Source organism: Nitrospirota bacterium, from assembly GCA_016212215.1.
Taxonomy (GTDB): Bacteria; Nitrospirota; 9FT-COMBO-42-15; order HDB-SIOI813; family HDB-SIOI813; genus JACRGV01.
Map to the genome: position 1 here is coordinate 14891 of JACRGV010000084.1, position 17546 is coordinate 32436.

Annotated in this window: 23 protein-coding genes, 1 tRNA gene and 1 pseudogene; 16 read left to right on the forward strand and 9 right to left on the reverse strand. The window is 41.1% G+C overall.

What is annotated here, in order from left to right; genetic code table 11:
- Positions 1-101: 101 nt before the first annotated feature.
- A complete protein-coding gene (locus HZA08_07700; protein ID MBI5193308.1) occupies positions 102-302 on the forward strand; it encodes a cold-shock protein in 201 nt (66 codons plus the stop codon).
- Positions 303-533: 231 nt separating this feature from the next.
- Here HZA08_07700 and HZA08_07705 read toward each other — a convergent pair.
- Positions 534-610: transfer RNA gene (locus HZA08_07705), tRNA-Arg, on the reverse strand.
- A gap of 11 nt (positions 611-621) precedes the next feature.
- Positions 622-984, reverse strand: a complete 363-nt coding sequence (locus HZA08_07710; protein ID MBI5193309.1) for a PilZ domain-containing protein — start codon at positions 982-984, stop codon at positions 622-624.
- 92 nt (positions 985-1076) lie between these two features.
- On the opposite strand from HZA08_07710, the gene prmC reads away from it, so the two are divergent.
- Positions 1077-2033, forward strand: a complete 957-nt coding sequence (gene prmC, locus HZA08_07715; GenBank protein ID MBI5193310.1) for a peptide chain release factor N(5)-glutamine methyltransferase — start codon at positions 1077-1079, stop codon at positions 2031-2033.
- Positions 2034-2036: 3 nt separating this feature from the next.
- Here the strand turns inward: prmC and HZA08_07720 are convergent, their stop codons facing one another.
- The 4 genes from HZA08_07720 to HZA08_07735 are packed head-to-tail and all read right to left on the reverse strand — an operon-like array spanning position 2037 to position 4874.
- Positions 2037-3221, reverse strand: coding sequence for a TonB family protein (locus HZA08_07720; GenBank protein ID MBI5193311.1), 1185 nt, complete (start codon positions 3219-3221; stop codon positions 2037-2039).
- A complete protein-coding gene (locus HZA08_07725) occupies positions 3218-3739 on the reverse strand; it encodes a biopolymer transporter ExbD (protein MBI5193312.1) in 522 nt (173 codons plus the stop codon). The genes HZA08_07720 and HZA08_07725 overlap by 4 nt, the downstream gene beginning before the upstream one ends.
- Before the next feature lie 10 nt (positions 3740-3749).
- Positions 3750-4226, reverse strand: a complete 477-nt coding sequence (locus HZA08_07730; GenBank protein ID MBI5193313.1) for a biopolymer transporter ExbD — start codon at positions 4224-4226, stop codon at positions 3750-3752.
- Between the two features lie 6 nt (positions 4227-4232).
- The gene (locus tag HZA08_07735; protein MBI5193314.1) at positions 4233-4874 is read right to left on the reverse strand and encodes a MotA/TolQ/ExbB proton channel family protein; all 642 of its coding nucleotides are present in this window, start codon (positions 4872-4874) and stop codon (positions 4233-4235) included.
- A gap of 134 nt (positions 4875-5008) precedes the next feature.
- Between HZA08_07735 and HZA08_07740 the strand changes: the two genes are divergently transcribed.
- Positions 5009-5152 (forward strand): hypothetical protein, encoded by a 144-nt coding sequence (locus tag HZA08_07740; protein MBI5193315.1) that lies wholly within the window; start codon positions 5009-5011, stop codon positions 5150-5152.
- A 284-nt stretch (positions 5153-5436) separates the two neighbouring features.
- Here the strand turns inward: HZA08_07740 and HZA08_07745 are convergent, their stop codons facing one another.
- The gene (locus tag HZA08_07745) at positions 5437-5679 is read right to left on the reverse strand and encodes a hypothetical protein (GenBank protein ID MBI5193316.1); all 243 of its coding nucleotides are present in this window, start codon (positions 5677-5679) and stop codon (positions 5437-5439) included.
- 302 nt (positions 5680-5981) lie between these two features.
- Between HZA08_07745 and mtnA the strand changes: the two genes are divergently transcribed.
- From mtnA to rmuC, 11 genes are all read left to right on the forward strand, one after another.
- Positions 5982-7016, forward strand: a complete 1035-nt coding sequence (gene mtnA / locus HZA08_07750; GenBank protein ID MBI5193317.1) for an S-methyl-5-thioribose-1-phosphate isomerase — start codon at positions 5982-5984, stop codon at positions 7014-7016.
- Positions 7017-7128: 112 nt separating this feature from the next.
- Entirely contained in the window at positions 7129-7371 is a 243-nt protein-coding gene (locus HZA08_07755; protein MBI5193318.1) for a hypothetical protein, read from the forward strand.
- Positions 7372-7591: 220 nt separating this feature from the next.
- Positions 7592-8557, forward strand: a complete 966-nt coding sequence (locus tag HZA08_07760; GenBank protein MBI5193319.1) for a site-specific DNA-methyltransferase — start codon at positions 7592-7594, stop codon at positions 8555-8557.
- Positions 8554-9453, forward strand: a complete 900-nt coding sequence (locus HZA08_07765; GenBank protein MBI5193320.1) for a hypothetical protein — start codon at positions 8554-8556, stop codon at positions 9451-9453. Before HZA08_07760 ends, HZA08_07765 begins: the two co-directional genes overlap by 4 nt.
- 172 nt (positions 9454-9625) lie before the next feature.
- On the forward strand, positions 9626-10018 hold the full coding sequence (locus HZA08_07770; protein MBI5193321.1) for a HEPN domain-containing protein: 393 nt from the start codon (positions 9626-9628) through the stop codon (positions 10016-10018).
- Between the two features lie 191 nt (positions 10019-10209).
- Positions 10210-10983: a hypothetical protein gene (locus HZA08_07775; protein MBI5193322.1), complete on the forward strand. Its 774-nt coding sequence runs from the start codon at positions 10210-10212 to the stop codon at positions 10981-10983.
- A gap of 540 nt (positions 10984-11523) precedes the next feature.
- Positions 11524-11715: a hypothetical protein gene (locus HZA08_07780; GenBank protein ID MBI5193323.1), complete on the forward strand. Its 192-nt coding sequence runs from the start codon at positions 11524-11526 to the stop codon at positions 11713-11715.
- A gap of 78 nt (positions 11716-11793) precedes the next feature.
- Positions 11794-12090, forward strand: a complete 297-nt coding sequence (locus HZA08_07785) for a hypothetical protein (protein ID MBI5193324.1) — start codon at positions 11794-11796, stop codon at positions 12088-12090.
- Between the two features lie 20 nt (positions 12091-12110).
- Entirely contained in the window at positions 12111-12335 is a 225-nt protein-coding gene (locus HZA08_07790) for a DUF433 domain-containing protein (protein ID MBI5193325.1), read from the forward strand.
- The gene (locus HZA08_07795; protein MBI5193326.1) at positions 12325-12681 is read left to right on the forward strand and encodes a DUF5615 family PIN-like protein; all 357 of its coding nucleotides are present in this window, start codon (positions 12325-12327) and stop codon (positions 12679-12681) included. The genes HZA08_07790 and HZA08_07795 overlap by 11 nt, the downstream gene beginning before the upstream one ends.
- 572 nt (positions 12682-13253) lie before the next feature.
- Positions 13254-14588 carry a DNA recombination protein RmuC gene (gene rmuC / locus HZA08_07800; protein ID MBI5193327.1) on the forward strand — a complete coding sequence of 445 codons (1335 nt, stop codon included), beginning with the start codon at positions 13254-13256 and terminating at the stop codon, positions 14586-14588.
- 8 nt (positions 14589-14596) lie between these two features.
- On the opposite strand, the pseudogene HZA08_07805 reads toward rmuC, so the two are convergent.
- Positions 14597-14941 (reverse strand): annotated as a pseudogene (locus HZA08_07805) (type II toxin-antitoxin system PemK/MazF family toxin).
- Entirely contained in the window at positions 14931-15170 is a 240-nt protein-coding gene (locus HZA08_07810) for a hypothetical protein (GenBank protein MBI5193328.1), read from the reverse strand. The pseudogene HZA08_07805 and the gene HZA08_07810 overlap by 11 nt, the downstream one beginning before the upstream one ends.
- A gap of 164 nt (positions 15171-15334) precedes the next feature.
- Between HZA08_07810 and dnaJ the strand changes: the two genes are divergently transcribed.
- Positions 15335-16492: a molecular chaperone DnaJ gene (gene dnaJ, locus HZA08_07815; protein ID MBI5193329.1), complete on the forward strand. Its 1158-nt coding sequence runs from the start codon at positions 15335-15337 to the stop codon at positions 16490-16492.
- A gap of 402 nt (positions 16493-16894) precedes the next feature.
- Positions 16895-17173, forward strand: a complete 279-nt coding sequence (locus HZA08_07820; protein MBI5193330.1) for a hypothetical protein — start codon at positions 16895-16897, stop codon at positions 17171-17173.
- The last annotated feature ends 373 nt before the right edge of the window (positions 17174-17546 follow it).

The following is a 17546-nucleotide window of genomic DNA, read 5'->3' on the forward strand; positions in this document are numbered from 1 at the left end:
CCTTTAGTTAACCACAAAGTGACGCTTAGCTTTGTGGTTTTTTTTATTTGTTGTATCAGGACAATTCGAGAATTTACAAAGAGAGGAAGGAGGTAGATGAGATGTCAAAAGGAACTGTGAAGTGGTTCAATGAATCAAAAGGCTTTGGCTTTATCGCATGTGAAGACGGCAGAGATGTATTTGTTCACTACTCTGCTATCACTGGTGAAGGTTTTAAGACCCTTAACGAGGGTGATGCCGTCAGCTTTGATGTTGAAAAGGGCGACAAAGGCCCTAAAGCCGTCAATGTTGTAAAAATCTAACTATAACTATAATTGATATATAAATTAATTGATTTATAGCTGCCCCCTGTGTGTCATGCGCAGGGGGCTTTTTTATTTCTGGGTGAACCCTCATGAGCGGGGCGCTCACAAAGGGCAATGAAAATTAGTGGGACAAGAATGTCCCACCTATCCTTTTTATATGTCTGGGTTATATGTCTGGATAGGCGGTGTTTTCTTACCCCGCCGTAGGGATTTTCGTGTGTAAATCATTGGTGCCCCCGAGCCGAATTGAACGGCTGACAAACGGTTTAGGAAACCGCTGCTCTATCCGACTGAGCTACGGGGGCTGATTGTGTTATTAATTGCTGTCAAGATATGAGAATATCATAGGGTGGGTTTCCCTGCCGACATCTTTGAATTGGACTCCAATACCGAATATATCTCCGATTGGTTTTATCCAGCGTACCATGCCGGTTACCTCTTCGGCCTTTTCCCCGATGTCGAATTTGAAATATATCATTATTTTTAATTCCGTATTTATTTCATAAGCCTCTTCAGAATAAAGGGCCAAACCTCCTGTGCTGATATTTATAGCATACCCAGGTTTTGAAGTCCCTGAATTAACCGGTACTATTTCTACCTTCCCTAAAAGAGAAATCCTTGCAAATATCCTGCGGTTATTTGCTGATATAATATCTTTATTTTCAGTTTTGTCCGACATAAAATTATTTAAAAATAGTGGTTAATTGTATCGGACTAATATACTATAAAAAAAAAATACTTACAACACCTTTATTATAGTTAATTTCAATTATGCGAAATAATAAGAAAATATGGACAATTAAATTGATACTTAAATGGGCATCAGAGTATCTTTCTTCACAAAAGATTACAGATGCATATATGGAGGCAGAGTATTTATTGACCCATGCGTTGGATTGCAGCAGGAAGGAGATATTACTTGACCCTGATAAGGTTCTTTCCAATGAAGAGGTTGTGCGGTTCAATGATTTTATATACAGAAGGGGCAGAAGGGAACCGGCCCATTACATTATCGGTGAGGTCGAATTTCGCGGCCTCATCTTTAAGGTAAATAAAGATGTCCTTATCCCGAGACCTGAGACAGAGTTACTGGTAGAAGAGGCGGTTAATATTGTGAATAAATATGAATGTGATGCCCCTTCGCCCCATTTAGAAAATTCCCTCCCTTTCAAGGGGAGGGTCAGGGTGGGGATGGGTTTAACTTTGAATAATCTCACCATCCTAGACCTCTGCACCGGCAGCGGATGTATAGCAATATCTATTGCAAAAGAAATTCCTGTAAGCAGGGTATACGCTGTTGACATATCAGATGGTGCAGTGAAAATTGCACAGGAGAATGCAAAGAGGAATGGTGTTGATGATAAAATAACATTTCTTACCGGTGACCTTTATAAGGCCATTGAACCATTAGGCTTGGAAGGAAAGGTTGACTTACTTGTCTCCAATCCCCCTTATGTCTCAAAGTTAGAAATGGCAGAGTTACAGCCTGAGATAAAGAACTACGAACCTCTGCTTGCCCTCTATGGAGGCGAAGACGGCCTTGACTTCTACAGAAGGATCATCCGTGAAGCCCCCCGCTACCTATCTTCCGGTGGATTCTTAATTATGGAACTCGGATATGGAGAGGCAGAGGGTGTACGGAGTCTGATTGAGAATGAAAAGTTTTTTAGAGGGATTGAAACTATTAAAGACCTTGCAGGGATAGACAGGGTGATTAAGGCAGGATAACCCCTACGCCGGTTCAAACTCCAGCGGATACTTTATTACGGTGCTGCCGCTCTCTGGAAATGGGGGGAATTTCCATGTCTGGATGCGTTTCAAAACTTGCTGTTCAAATGACTGGTCATGCATGGTGCTTGATACGATTCGGGCTAAGGTAATTTCTCCGCTTGGTGCGATTGTAAATTCTATTATTACTGTCCCTTTTAATGCCGGGTTGTCTCTCAATGCCTTCCTGTAGATGAAGTCTATGCTTCCTCTGTGTGACGTGAGTACCTCTTTAATTGACCCCTGACTCCTTGTCTTTGGTGAAGCCTTGCCGCCTCCTCCCATGTCTCCTTTGCCTGCAAGCTTTGTGTCTATACCTCCGTCACCCCTGCGGCCGCTGAGTCCGCCGGTCTTTGTCATCGGGACAGAGGCAACATCTCCAATGCCTGAACTCCCTTTTAATGTCCTCCCCTGAGCTGGGGGCTGCCCTGTCCCTTTTGAAGCCCCTCCTTGTGAACGTGCTGAAGATCCTTTAAGCGATGGTGCAGAAACCGCATTGTTCAATTCATTGGAATCAAACACATTATCTGCAAATCTTCCTCCACCCCCGGATTTCATTGCCTTCAGCAGACCTGTGTTCATTGCAGCGGCCTTGTTCTGTTCTTTTACTGCCTTCTTTTCATCCTCAGCCTTTTTCTTCTGATCAGTCAGCCGCTTTTCATCATCCCTGCGTCTCTTCTCCTCAGCCTTACGCTGTTCGTCTTCTAATTTTTTTTGCTCTGCGGCCTTCCTTTTTTCTTCTTCTTTTCGTTTTTTCTCCTCAACCTTTCTGCGTTCTTCTTCTAAACGCCTCTGTTCTTCTGCCTTCTTTTTATCCTGTGCAAGTTTCTCCTGCTCTTCCTTTTTCCGCTTCTCTTCGGCAAGCCGTTTTTCCTCAAGAAGTTTTTTTTGTTCCTCTTCCCTCTTTTTCTGTTCCTCTGCAAGCCTCTTCTTAATCTCTTCTGATAACTGTGCGGGTACTGTTTTTTGGAGATGTATCTCAACGGGCTTTGTGGTTATTGCTTTCGGGCTTTTTTGCATCACAGCTTTGAACGGTATCAACATTATTCCTGATACAATTACAGCATAAACAATGAGTGCAATGATGAGGATCTTTCTGAACAGGAGTTCACTATTATCGCCACTATCGTTATTGACGGGATGCTTCATAAGGCATCTTTCTGTAAAACAGCAAGGGTAATCGTGGAGTATCCTGCCCTTGAGCAGGTATTCATTATCTTTTTCAGAAGGGTAAACGGCAGGTCTTTATCCCCCATTATTGTTATTTTTTTTTCCTTCTTATTATCAGGTTTATTATCTTGCTTATGACCTGTTTTGGAGGTCTGCTTATCATTTTCAACCCTTATGAGTAATTCCTTTTCCAGCCCTTCAATGGAAGATTCTCCGGAGCTAAGAACATCCTGTATTCGTGCTATCTTTTTATCTTCTACGAGTATCTCAGTGGATGTGATAAATACCGTTAAGCCAGGTGTTGGTTTGACAGTTGAGAATGACGCAGGAAGGCTAACATTTCCAGGTACCTGCACCGTCTCAACGTCGTTTGTTACGTGTATCAGAAGGAAGAAGACCAGCGTAGTTAATATATCCATCAGGGAGATGAGGTTCAGCCCTGTACCGGCAGATACCTTATTTGTATGCCGCTTGACTCTTGTAGGTACGCGTATCATAGTTCGTTTCTCACAACTCTTCGAGGGAAATATCCGGGAATCCCTCACGCACTGCATCTATAGTTGAGACAAGGATATTATAATGAATTGAGGGATTACTTAGTATTGTAGCGGACTTCTCTTCGGGGTATTCTTTTTTGAGTTCTTTCAGTACGTTTGCAATGCCTGTAAAATCATAAGACCCTTTTTCATCTTTTTTAAAAGTCCCAAGGGATGTCTTGTCATTAAATATGTCAATCTGGTCCACACTAACTGAAACGATGAGCCTGAATCCTGGGGGAGATGGTACACTATTTTCTGTTTTTGTACTTTTGACCGGGCTCTTTGTCTCCTCCGGGAGGGACAGGTCTATGGAAGACATCTTCACAAAGACTGCGGTTACGAGCATGAATGAGATAAGGGTAACCATGATGTCAACCAATGCAGTTAATTGAAGCTCATTTTCTCCATGTATCCTGTGTTTTCTTAAAGAGGGCCTTCGAAGCATATCTAATTACTCAGAGGTAAGTATGTTGATAAGTTTTATTGAAAAGGCATCCAGCATATCCACTATCTTCACTGTGCGTGATTGTATATATACATGGAAAAGCATGAGCGGAATGGCTGCGATTATTCCAAATGCCGTTGCATTCATGGCCTCTGAGACACCCTGTGCCAGCATGGTTGCCTTCTGAGAGGGGTCGGAGGATGCTATAGACTGGAAGGCGTGAATAAGCCCGGTGATAGTTCCGAGTAATCCAAAAAGTGTAGAGACATTTGCCAGCGTCGGAAGATAATGCGTCCTGCTTTCCAATTGTGGCATAATGGTAAGCAGTGCCTCTTCAATATGGTTCTCTAATTCATCCCTGTCATCCTTTGTAGGTTTTATGTGCTTAGCCTTTTCCAATCCTGCTGTTAAGACCTTTGGAAGTGCTGCCTCTGACCCTTTGCACTGCCGGATTGCATCTTCAAGCCTCCCCGCCCTGATATTGTCTTCAACACTTTTCCATAGGGCATCACCGTCTATCGAAGCCTTTTTGAGAAACATCAACCTGTCAACAATGATTGCAACCCCTACAGTTAGAACAAGCAGAACAGGATACATAAAAAAACCGCCATGCTTAAAAAAACTTATCAACCCCCAGAAAAGCCCCATTTAATTCCCCCTATCCTATTACCTATTCTGTTTCCATACGCTATAAATAATTTTAAGTTATATCATATTGCTGGTACAAAATTCTATTTAATTTCTTAGTACGCCCATTTTTCTAAAGGGTGGGATAGGAAGATTTGATCAGAGATTTTCGGGGGAACTCACATGAACAAGGGTTCACAAAGGGCCATGAAAATCAGCGGGACAGGAAAGTCCCGCCTGTCCGCATAGAAATGGATAGGCGGGGTTTTCTTACCCCGCCGGAAGGGATTTTCGGATGAACTTTCATGAGTGGGGGCGCTCACAAAGGGGAATGAAAACCCCACCCTCACCCTAACCCTCTCCCTGAGGGAGAGGGGGCTATGTTGATTCCCTCCCCTTCAAGGGGAGGGTTAGGGTGGGGATGGGGTTGATTTTCGGATGAACTCACATGAACCAGGGTTCACAAAGGGACATGAAAATCAGCGGGACAGGAAAGTCCCGCCTATCCGCATAGAAATGGATAGGCGGGGTTTTCTTACCCCGCCGTAGAGGATTTTCGGATGAACGCTAATGAGCCTTCAGCTCACAGGAGAATGAAACTTTCACAATGTAGGTTGAGCTTGCTGATGGGATAAAGCTTGGGATACCTCTTGCATATTTCCCCCGAACTGTGAAATTCCTTTTTCAATACTTCCGCACATTCCTTAGCCTTCCCCAATGCACGTACATGGCGGCCTTCAAGTTCTGCCTTCTCCTTAGGGTCTGTCATAAAATAACCTATACATTTATGCATCTCATCTTCCGGCCATCTTTGTGTGCTCCTCAATCGCAACCCCTCAGCGTAGATTCAACTACGCCTTCTGGTTTGCTCAATCGGTCGCACTCAAACCTGACCGAAATCTGAGCGACTAAATGCACAACTTATTTCATGACAGACCCTTATTTAATCTATCTCTCCATGCATCTACATAAGTATCATATTTACCCATGTCCGGGATGTTAACATAATGTTTAGGTTAAGACAAGATGCAGGAATTGCCATTGAAGCTGAATCGCAACAGGCAGGGTTATTGACAATTATGTCGGATTGTTTAAAAATGGTGAGTAAAAATAGAAAGGGGTTTTAAATTGGTTCCTACAATTGAATGGAAAGAGGGTGTTGTGCGGATGCTGGATCAGACGAGGCTGCCGATTGAGGTGACCTTTTTTGACTGCAGGACTTATCAGGAAGTTGCACGAGGAATAAAGGAGCTTATTATCCGGGGTGCGCCTGCGATTGGGGTGGCTGCGGCAATGGGTGTTGCACTGGGGGCACAGGAGATTAAGACAGAAGATTTCTCAGCTTTTTATGCAGAAGTTGAAAAGATATGCAGCCATATTGCCTCTCAAAGACCTACAGCAGTAAACCTCTTCTGGGGTATTGAGAGGATGAAGAAGTTCCTGCTCTCAAATAAAGAAAAAACTGTTGATGTAATTAAAAAGATGCTGATTGATGAGTCCAACAGGGTACTGCAGGAGGACATTGCGGCGAACATGGCCATGGGAAAACATGGGGCACAGTTTATCAAAAGCGGGAATACAATTCTGACTCACTGTAATGCAGGGGCACTTGCAACAGGCGGGTATGGTACGGCACTTGGCGTTATCAGGGCGGCAAAAGAAGAGGGGAAGGATATTAACGTCTTTGCAGATGAGACAAGGCCTGTTCTTCAGGGGGCAAGGCTCACAGCATGGGAGCTGATGGAGGACAACATACCTGTTACACTAATTACTGACAACATGGCCGGCTGGTTCATGAAAAAGGGAAAGATTGACCTATGTATTGTAGGTGCAGACCGGATAGCAAGAAACGGGGATACTGCTAATAAGATCGGGACGTACAGTGTGGCAGTACTTGCACAGAAACACAGGATACCATTTTATGTTGCAGCCCCTGTATCTACAATAGATTTTAATATACCATCAGGAGAACACATCCCTATTGAGGAGAGAAACCCTGAAGAGGTAACCCATGTGTTTGGGAAGACACAGATAGCCCCTCATAATGTTAAGGTAGCCAACCCTGCCTTTGATGTAACCCCGGCAGAGTTGATAACTGCTATAATAACTGAGAAGGGGGCGTTTAAGCCGGGGGAAATCGGTAAGCTGAAGACTGTAGACTGAAGACCGAAGACTGAAGGTAAAGGCAAGAAGTTAGAAGCAAGAAGCAAGTAGACATCCCCCTTTAGAAAAGGGGGATTGAGGGGGATTTGACAGTTTGTTAAGGGGTGTTTCAATGTCTCAACGATTATTCAAAGTAATAATAGCTTTTTCACTCCTTGTAATCCTTATTACAGGCTGTGCCCATAATAAGCGAAGCCTTATGGAATATGACTATCCGCCTTATCCTCAGGAATATTATACCCCTTTTAACTTCCCATACTATTATCCATCTCCTTATATCCCGTATCAAAACCAGCCCTACATCTTTTATCCGCCGTATTATTATTTTCAGCCATATCCGTTTATGTATCCGTAGAATACTTGAGTCTTTTTAAACATCAGACCTTAGACTACCGCCTCCATTTTTATGTTTTCTTAGTTTGCATTACAAATTATAAGTGTGTTATATTTTCAGCAACCGTAACATATATTCAGCGAGGGTATAATGTCCGTTCCATGGGAAGTAACGCCTGAAATAGATGTCTGTTATTTTTTCTAAAAATTAATAGTGTCTTACTAAAAAATAAAGAATGAAAATGGGAAAAACATTATTGAGAAATAAAGAATTGCCAACTTTTTTTGGAGAGTTGCAACTCAAAGGGGAAAAAAAAGGAATTGATTTTGCAAAAAGAGATGGCGACTCCCCCATTTTATTTTACAAACATCCGAACGGTGAATTATGGCAAGGGAATAGTATTGAATGGCTAAAAAGTATGAGCGATGAAAGTATAGATTTGATTTTTGCTGACCCGCCTTACAATATTAAAAAAGCCAATTGGGACAGCTTTGAAAGCCATGAAGAATATATAAAATGGTCATTGCAATGGATTGAGCAAGCTGCAAGAATTTTAAAACCAACAGGAACACTATATATATGTGGTTTTTCTGAAATACTTGCGGACTTAAAACATCCGGCATCAAAGTATTTTACATCGTGCCGCTGGATTATCTGGCATTACAAAAACAAAGCAAATCTTGGTAATGATTGGGGACGAAGCCACGAGAGCATTTTGCATTTTCGAAAAACAAAGAGTTTTGTTTTCAATATTGATGAAATTCGTATTCCTTATGGCGAACACACTTTAAAATATCCAAGCCATCCGCAAGCCGAAACAAGCCAATATGGAAAGGGCAGAAATGGCAATCATATTTGGGAGCCAAATCCGCATGGAGCAAAACCAAAAGATGTGTTAGAAATTCCTACTACTTGCAATGGAATGCACGAAAAAACGCCACACCCTACACAGAAGCCCGAAGAACTTTTAAGGAAATTTATTCTTACATCTTCAAATGTTGGTGAGGTTGTATTAGACCCTTTTTGTGGTTCAGGAACAACTCCTGTTTGTGCAGAACAACTTCAGAGAAAATGGCTTGCCTGCGACCTTTCACCAGAATATCTTGATTGGGCTGCAAACAGGATTGAATTGGTTGAAGATTGGCCGATTGAGCAATGGATTAAATACGATTTTGAAAACCTTAAAAGAAGAAACTCTATACGATGACTCTAAAACAGCTTGTAAAACAAGCCACAAATAAGGATAACTTCAAAGACCTTAAAGGTTTTATCTCATTTTGTAACGAGTACCTGGCATTTATCAGCAGCAATCTTCAGGCAGTAATTATTTCTCAAAATGAAAACCATTATCGCTTCTACCAGTATGATAAAACCGGAAATTATCAAATTACCAGACCTATCAACTCAAACCTGATGTATGATGCAAAAGGATTTGCAAAAGCGTCAAAAGAATACATGAAAATATTGAAAGTAGTAAAAAATGCAGACAAGAAAGATGATTCAATCAGAAAAATCATAAATAACTCTACATACACTATTCAACAATCAATTGGAGCAGCATTGGATGGATTACCTGCCGGAAAATCAAATACTGCAAGAAAATTGACTGGAGATTTGTTCGAGCGTTTTATCCGGTTACTCATTCATGAAATCGGAATTGATTGTAGAACAGGAGTAATACAGGTTCCTGTAATTGTTGATGGGCAAGCCCAATTCAATATGAGCTATCAGCACGACCTTATCATTGAAAAAGATGATGATATAAAAGTAATTGGATCAATCAAAACATCAAGCAAAGACCGAATAGACAAGATTTTCATTGATAAATTCCTATACAATAAATTGACAGAGAAGGATACGCCGCATATAGCCGTATTCCTTAATGATGTGCAAAGGAAGAATACAAAAAAAGAAAACGAATACGGTATAAATGCAACATTCCTTCCGGGCCACTTCAAGGGTTATACAGTTAAGTTAAATCCCCTGGACGGTGTTTATTATTGCGACATCAGACCCAATATGAAAACTGAAAATATTTTGAAGGACCAAGTCAAAACCTTTGACCATTTGCTGATTGAAGATATTTGGAAGTTCATAGAATAAATGCTTTAAAGCCTTCGATGATCACTCAGTCACCAAGGGAAAACCTCAAAGACCACACAATCAGTTGCTCAAGCCGGATTGGGATAACGATTATTAAAGGGGATTATCAGCTAAGTTACTTGATTTATCTGTCTCCATTTTAAGTTTTCTTAGTTTGCATTGCAAATTATAAGTGTGTTATATTTTCAGCAGCCATAACATATATTCACAGGATGTATTGCCGGTGCAAATCTGTTTTCACGCCCAGCAAGCCGTTGAAAAGGCGTTCAAAGCCGTCCTGTTGTTTCATAAGATTAACTTTCCATTTACCCATGATCTTGAAGAGCTTATTGATACTTTTGAAACCTCTAAGATTCCCATTCCTTCTAACCTTTTGGATGTGGGCATATTAACCCCCTATGCAGTAGAAACCAGATATCCGGGATATTGGGGTGAGATAACGGAAACCGATATCTCAGAAGCCATCAAATTTGCAGAAGACGCAATAAAATGGACAGAAGGGATTGTTCAGGAGAAAGAACAACCGCCCCCTTTAACCTCCCCAGAAAATGAGAGTACGGATTGAAAAGGAATATTCTAATAAAAGTATATATTGCTCAGTCCTTCATTATATGAAATAGCAAAAGCTATCACTAAAATAGCGGATGATGTTTATCATGTTATATCTGGGTTTTCAAAAATAAGAGCTACTTGATGAAAATCCAAACACTCAGGGAAATAAAAAAGAATAAATTGATAAAGAAATGGGTTAATTAAATGAATGATCCGCATGTAGAAAGTTTATATTACGCCCTTGCCACCAATGAATCCACGGATTATGCAAAGGCAGAACCTCTTGAAAAAGAGGCCGATGATTTTCGTGTTATCATAGATAAGAAGGGTGCAACATTCTACATGAAAAAGCATTTCGCAACTGCTGCCGAGGCCCATGCCGTTGTTGATCCTTTTGTTCAGAAATGGGAGGTTATTGCAACTCTTGAAAGGAGCATAAATGAGTTTAATCTTGTTTATAAAACTACAAATATTATTGATAGAAATCCTCTACCTGATACAGGTGCGGTACTTCAACTGGCAGCGACAGATATAATTATTTTGGGCAGTCGGGTAGCCTTCATCGCCTCACGTGGAAAGTTTCCTGAGCCCCCATCTGACTTTAGTTTATCTCCGGATGCAGAAACTTTATACATCCGATATAAGGGTTACATGCAGGGTCGTGAAACATTAACAGCAATGGCATATTCGTGCCTAACTATTCTTACGGCAAGTGCAGGAAACCGAGATGAGAGTGCCGCAAAATATAATATTTCTATGAGGATATTAAATAGACTTGCCAATCTGTGCACTGAAAAGGGTGATAAATTTGAAGCACGAAAGGCACCAAAGGATGGACAATATATTCCATTGACACATCAGGAAAGAACCTGGATAGAATCAGCGGTTAAAATCTTTATTAGAAGACTCGGAGAGTGGGCATATAATCCCAATGCTCAATTAACACAGATTACAATGAAAGACCTTCCATCAATATAAAAATAAATAGATCAAACGCATTATATGGACTGTTTAGTTATATCTACAGTTAGGTAAATCTTCAGTTAAAACTCCATTGACAGCAAAGTCTCATCTTGCTATTCTGGTCTCGAAAAAGCCAGATATTAAAAAAAATTGTATACAGGTATAGATAATAATGATGGGGATAACAGTGATAATGGGCATTTTATTATAGATTTTTATTAAATTGATAATGTATATCTGTGCAGAAAAATAAATTCTTAATAGAAGGAGGTGTAAGTTGTCACAAAAAGAATCAAAATGGAGTGGATTTCAATGCACAAAATGTAAGAGTACAATAGACCTTGAAAGTGACAAAGTAGGTAGTACAATATTTTGCCCTATATGTGGGAGTACAATGAAGCATGTCGAAGGTGAAAAGCCCGTAATTAAGTCTACAAATTTTGGATGCACCATTATTTTCAGTCTTATAGCATGTGCTTTAAGTTTTTATTTGGGTTATAAATTTTGTGCTTTAGTTAAAGGTTTTTGTTAAAATGGATATTGAATAGAAAGGAAGTGAGATCTTCAAAACCAGACATATTCATCACTGATCAGGGTGTGCAGTTTACATGCTTTGAGTCTACAGACTTACTTGATAAAGCAGTTATCTCTATAAGCATGAACGGACTATGCCATGCATTGGACAATATATTTCTGGAACGTCTCTGGCGGAGCGTTAAATATGAAGAGGTTTACTTTATAAAATAGACATTTATTACTCATATTTCCAAGAAGAAGAAGTAGTAAAAAAAGATACTGCTACAATTAAAAAAGGAGTCAATTCCTATGGTAATTATCAATCCTGATCATATTGATGAAGTACTGCAAGGGTTTAGGGGGCAACGATTTACAACAGCGGAATTCAAAAGCTCATTTCAATCCGAATACCCTGACGACTGGGACATGTTAGTATTGAACTACGGGGAAGGCGGTAAGGACTGTGGGCGTAACTACTCTGCAAACGTATACTTAGGGCAGAGATTGAAGGATAGAGTGAGGAGAGGCGTGATAAGATTGGTAGAATTTGTACCTGCCCCAACAAACTGGGGAAATGATGATATTGCGAGCTGGGAATATTTATAAAAATAAGGAGAAACATAATTATGACATATACAGATAGAATAGTATCAGATCAGAAAATTATGCTTGGTAAACCGGTAATAAAAGGAACAAGAATAACAGTAGAACTTATCCTGAAAAAACTTTCAGAAGGAATGTCTTTTGAGGAACTATTACAGGCATATCCTCATCTTACAAAAGAAGACATCCTTGCAGCCCTGTCATACTCTGCAGACGTCATATCAAGGGAGGAAATAATTGCAGGTTAAGATTCTCGCGGATGAAGATGTTGATTTCCGAATCGTTACTTCCCTTAGAGACAAGGCATTTGATGTAATATCTGTGCTCAGGGAATATCAGGGTATAAAAGATGAGGAAGTTATTGGTATTGCGAAGCGATTCAATGCCCTTCTGTTGACTGAAGACAGTGATTTTGGTCATTGGGTATTTGCTAGAAATGAAAAGGGGATAAGCGTAATATTCCTGAGATACAAGAGCAAGGATGTAATTAAGATAACTGATTCTTTAGTAAAAATACTTACGGAATATAGTTCTTCATTATATGGAAAATTCGTTGTAATAACTGCTAATAAGATACGTATCAGAGAGATATAGTGTGTGGCAAAATAATATTGACATAGAGTTGATGCAAATTATAACGGTATTCATCAAAGGGTGAAAATATTTTAGAAACACTCCTAATCATATTGTGTTTTCTGGTAGTAGCTGCTATCGGCATGATATTTATTTTCAGGCCAAAGGGTGGAGATAAATATCATGGTTTAGTGAGCAGGATGGATGGTTTGCAAACCAGTTTCAGCAAGATTGAGACAAACCTGAGAGAAGATTTCCGCATAAGTCGTGAAGAAAATTCCGCTATAGCCACAGGCAACCGTGCAGAGTTAAACCAGTCACTCAAAGACGTTAAAACTGAATTAACAGATACCCTTAAAATAATTACAGAACAGAATCAAAAAGCATTGGAGAAACTTAATGCTACTTTAGAAGAAAAAGTAAATGCACTTATTGAAAAAACTGAGCATAACAATAAAATGAATCGGGAAGAACAAACTGTCAATCTGAGGGCGTTTTCAGAAAATAACGTCACCCAATTGGAAAAAATTAATACCCAGATCGAACAAAGGCTTAAAGGCATTACAGACCAAGCTAAGTTAGATAATGACCGTATGCGTATAGCATTCAAAGACTTTCAGGATGCGTTTGAAAAAAATCTAAAATCATTCAATGAATTACAGAGGGAGAAATTTGCACAATTGGATGAAAAACAAAATGCCCTCATTGAGAAGACAGAACGGAACAATAAGGCTAATCGGGAAGAACAAACTAAAAATTTGAAAGAGTTTTCAGAGAGCAATGTTCTTCAACTGGAAAAGATTAATACACAAGTAGAGCAAAAGCTTAAAGACCTTACAGGGCAGACGAAGATTGATAATGACCGTATGCGTGAAACCCTTATAAAAGCTGTCAAAGATTTTCAGGATGCTTTTGATAAGAACATGAAATCGTTTAATGAATTGCAGAGGGAGAAGTTTGGTCAGTTAGAGACGAAGCAGGGGGAGCTGATACAGAATACGGAGAAGAGGCTGGAGCAGATGAGAGAAACGGTTGATGAAAAACTGCAGAAGACATTGAATGAAAGATTGGGGCAGTCATTTGAATTGGTCAGGAAGCAACTGGAGAGTGTGCAGAAGGGCCTGGGAGATATGCAGACGCTGGCACAGGATGTCGGCGGTTTGAAGAAGGTGCTGAGTAATGTAAAGATGAGGGGAGGCATTGGTGAGGTGCAGTTGGCCATGCTGTTGGAGCAGGTATTGGCACCGGAGCAGTATGAGGCCAATGTAAAAACCAAACATGGCTCATCAGACATGGTAGAGTTTGCAATCAAACTGCCCGGGCGTGATGATGCCAATAGTGTTGTTTATCTGCCTGTTGATGCCAAGTTTCCCAAAGAGGCTTATGAGCAATTGACCGATGCTTATGAAGCAGCCGACCCTGCATTAATAGATACTGCCTCCAAAAAAATGGAGTCAGTCATAAAGAGTATGGCAAAGGACATCCGGGACAAATATATCTCACCGCCTGACACTACTGACTTTGGCATAATGTTTCTGCCGTTTGAGGGCATCTATGCTGAGGTGGTCCGCAGGGCGAGTTTGCTGGAACAACTGCAAAGGGAATATAAGGTGATTGTAACTGGGCCTACTACATTGGCGGCTATTTTAAACAGCCTGCAGATTGGTTTCCGTACACTCGCATTACAGAAACGGAGCAGTGAGGTCTGGAAGATACTTGGGGCTGTAAAAAAAGAGTTTGAAAACTTCGGGGGTATGCTTGAAAAGGCACGGAAGAATATTTCCTCCGCCGGAGATACGATTGAAGAGCTGATGGGAAAGAGGACACGCGCCATTAACCGCACACTAAAAGGGGTTGAGGCATTGCCTGCTGCAGAGAGTCAAAAGATACTGCCTGATATATCTTCTAATGAAGTTGTTGATGATTAAGGACATTCCTACAGAGCGAGCGTAATACGTAGAGCAGAGTCAATGAGCTCCATAGTTGGACAGTGTCCGATAGTCTTATCAATCTCACGGTCAAGTATAGTAGCAAGGTTGTCAGCCATCACAATGGAATCAGTCAATAATTCCATTGCCTTACCTTCCTGAGATATCATAGTGAAGGCTACTCTGGTTGGGCCTGTTCTGAAAAGGTTACTGGTTATCATTGCCACGATCAATTGAGGAAGTCCAGTGTTTATATCTTCTGATTAGATTATCAATGCAGGGCGCTTCTTTGCAGTTTGAAGATCGGTATTGGGATATAAAACAAGGACGACATCACCCCGTCTATAGGACATCATAGGCATCCATCCCGGGGGCATTCCAATCTTCTTCAAAGCTCTTTAACCGTGCCCTTGTTTCATTTGCCTGTGACTCTGTCCAACCCAGATTCCTGAGCGATACACCTTCTGTCATAGGCTGAATCACAATGACTATTTCTACAGGCCCCTCAGGGATATCATCAGGAACATCAAATGCTACCTTATGATTGGGGCTAACCACTGTTTTTACTGTCCATGTTTTCATACTTGTACCTTAAAAAAAATGTTTTACTCTGTGAACAGATTAACACAAAAATAAAGATGGTTGCAATCTACTTTTTGATATAGTCATATATTCTTGACAATACTTCACTCAATTCTTATATAATGCTTGTTATCAAACCTCCTAACAGACAGGATGAATAAAAAATGGCAAAGAAAGATTATTATGATTTGCTTGGAGTCAGCAGGGATGCTGATGACAAGACCCTGAAAAAGGCTTACAGGAAGCTTGCAAGAAAATATCATCCTGACCTCAATCCCAATAACAAGGCGGCTGAACAGAAATTCAAAGAGATTAATGAGGCGTATGAGGTATTGAGTGACCCTGATAAAAAGAAGAAATATGACACTTACGGAGAAGCGGCATTTGATCCGAATTTTCAGGGGGCTGAAGGATTCAGGGCATGGCCTGGTAGCGGTGGCAGCGGTGGAGGTGCAGGGGCCGGCGGGCCGGAGTTTTCTTACACTTATGATAATAAGGGGTATGGCTCTATATTTGAGGACCTGTTTGGAGATGTAACCGGCAGCAGAAAGACACGAAGGCCGGAACCTGAGTCTGGAGCAGATTTGTCCTATAACATGGAGATTGATCTCAAAGATGCTTATACCGGTACTTCAAGATATATAAATGTTCAGAAAGAGTATTCATGCGAACGATGTAATGGTTCGGGTGAAGACCCTGCTTCAACAAAGACGTTATGCCCGAACTGTAAGGGGAAAGGGAAAGTAGAGAGCGGGATCAGTTTTATGAAGTTTGCTTCTGCCTGCCAGCATTGCGGTGGGAGTGGGAGGCTTTCATCCCCCTGTTCTGTATGCAGGGGAAAAGGGACTGTCATTAAGTCAGAACAGATTATGGTAAAGATACCCCCCGGTGTTGATAACGGTACTAAGGTAAGGGTTGCAGGAAAAGGCGGGGCAGGGACAAGGGGCGGAAAGCCGGGTGATATTTATATCATCACGTCTGTACGTCCGGGCAGGTTTTTTGAAAGAAAGGGAGATGACCTGCATTGTGATATTCCAGTCACAGTTAGCGAGGCCGCACTTGGTGCGAAAATAGAAGTCCCTACTATGGACGGGAGTGCAACAATGAATATACCACCCTCTACTCAGGGCGGGAAGTTGTTCAGGCTGAAGGGCAAGGGGATTCCACATCTTAAAGGCGGCGGCAACGGCGACCAGTATATAAAGATTGTTATTGCCATACCTACAGAGATTGGAGAGGAAGATGAGGCATTGTTCAGAAAGATCGCCTCATTGTATAAGGAAAATCCGAGAGAACAGTTGCTGAGAAGGAGCAGTGAGTAGAAGTTAGAAGTTTGAAGCAAGAATCAAGAAGTAAGAAGTAAGAAGTAAGACTGTTGATAGTGAATGGTGAATCTTTCGCTATGCGGAAGGGATGACAGCTAAGCTTCCCTCCCCATTGAGGGGGGATGAGCTATGGGTATTTTAGGATGAACCGTCATGAGCGGGGCGCTCACAAAGGGAAATGAAAATAGTAAACAGTAAGCAGTGAGCAGTAAACAGGAAAGGCAGTCTTTATCTGCTAACTGCTTACCGCTTACTGCTTACTTGGGGTGATTTTCGGATGAACCCACATGAACCAGGGTTCACAAAGGACCATGAAAATCAGCGGGACAAGAAAGTCCCGCCTATCCTCGTAGAAATGGATAGGCGGGGTTTTCTTACCCCGCCGGAGGGGATTTTCGAGTGAAGAACACATGCACACGTATCATAGTTGCATTTATGGTAATATTATTTTTCTTTGATTTCTTCCAACTATGTAATCCTGCCTTCGCCGCAGATGAACAGGAACAGGAAGAAACGAAGATTGAGATAGAGATTGAAAAACAGGCCATTGTTGTTAAAATAGAGCGTCCCTCAATAGTTTTTCCTGTAAAGTGGAAGAACCCGGATTTCCCAGAGGAAAGGGAGTATGTGTTAAAACAGGATTTCATGGATGAGATACGGAAGATAACAGGTAAGTAGACGATGAAAAAGGAACAATCCGACTCACCACTTTGATAAGGCGGCAGGGGACAGGAGAAGGGTGAGCAACGATGAATCTAAGTGAAAAAAGTGTATACCTTGCGAAGGTGTAGATAGTAAAATAGAATTGCCCCCCTATCGTCATATAAATTTGACCCCCCTTAATACTATAATCTCCTCTCAATAGAGAGGAGGGAAAGGGGGATGATAAGTATGTATAAATGGCATAAGGTCAGACCTCCTGACCTCGTGGAATTTGTTAAGATACCAGTTCGTAAACCAGTCGCAGATTTGTGCCCGGAAATACTGTTTCTGTTGAATTAAGTTCTTCACACAAATATAGTATGGACTCACTGCTCATGTGATTAGCCAA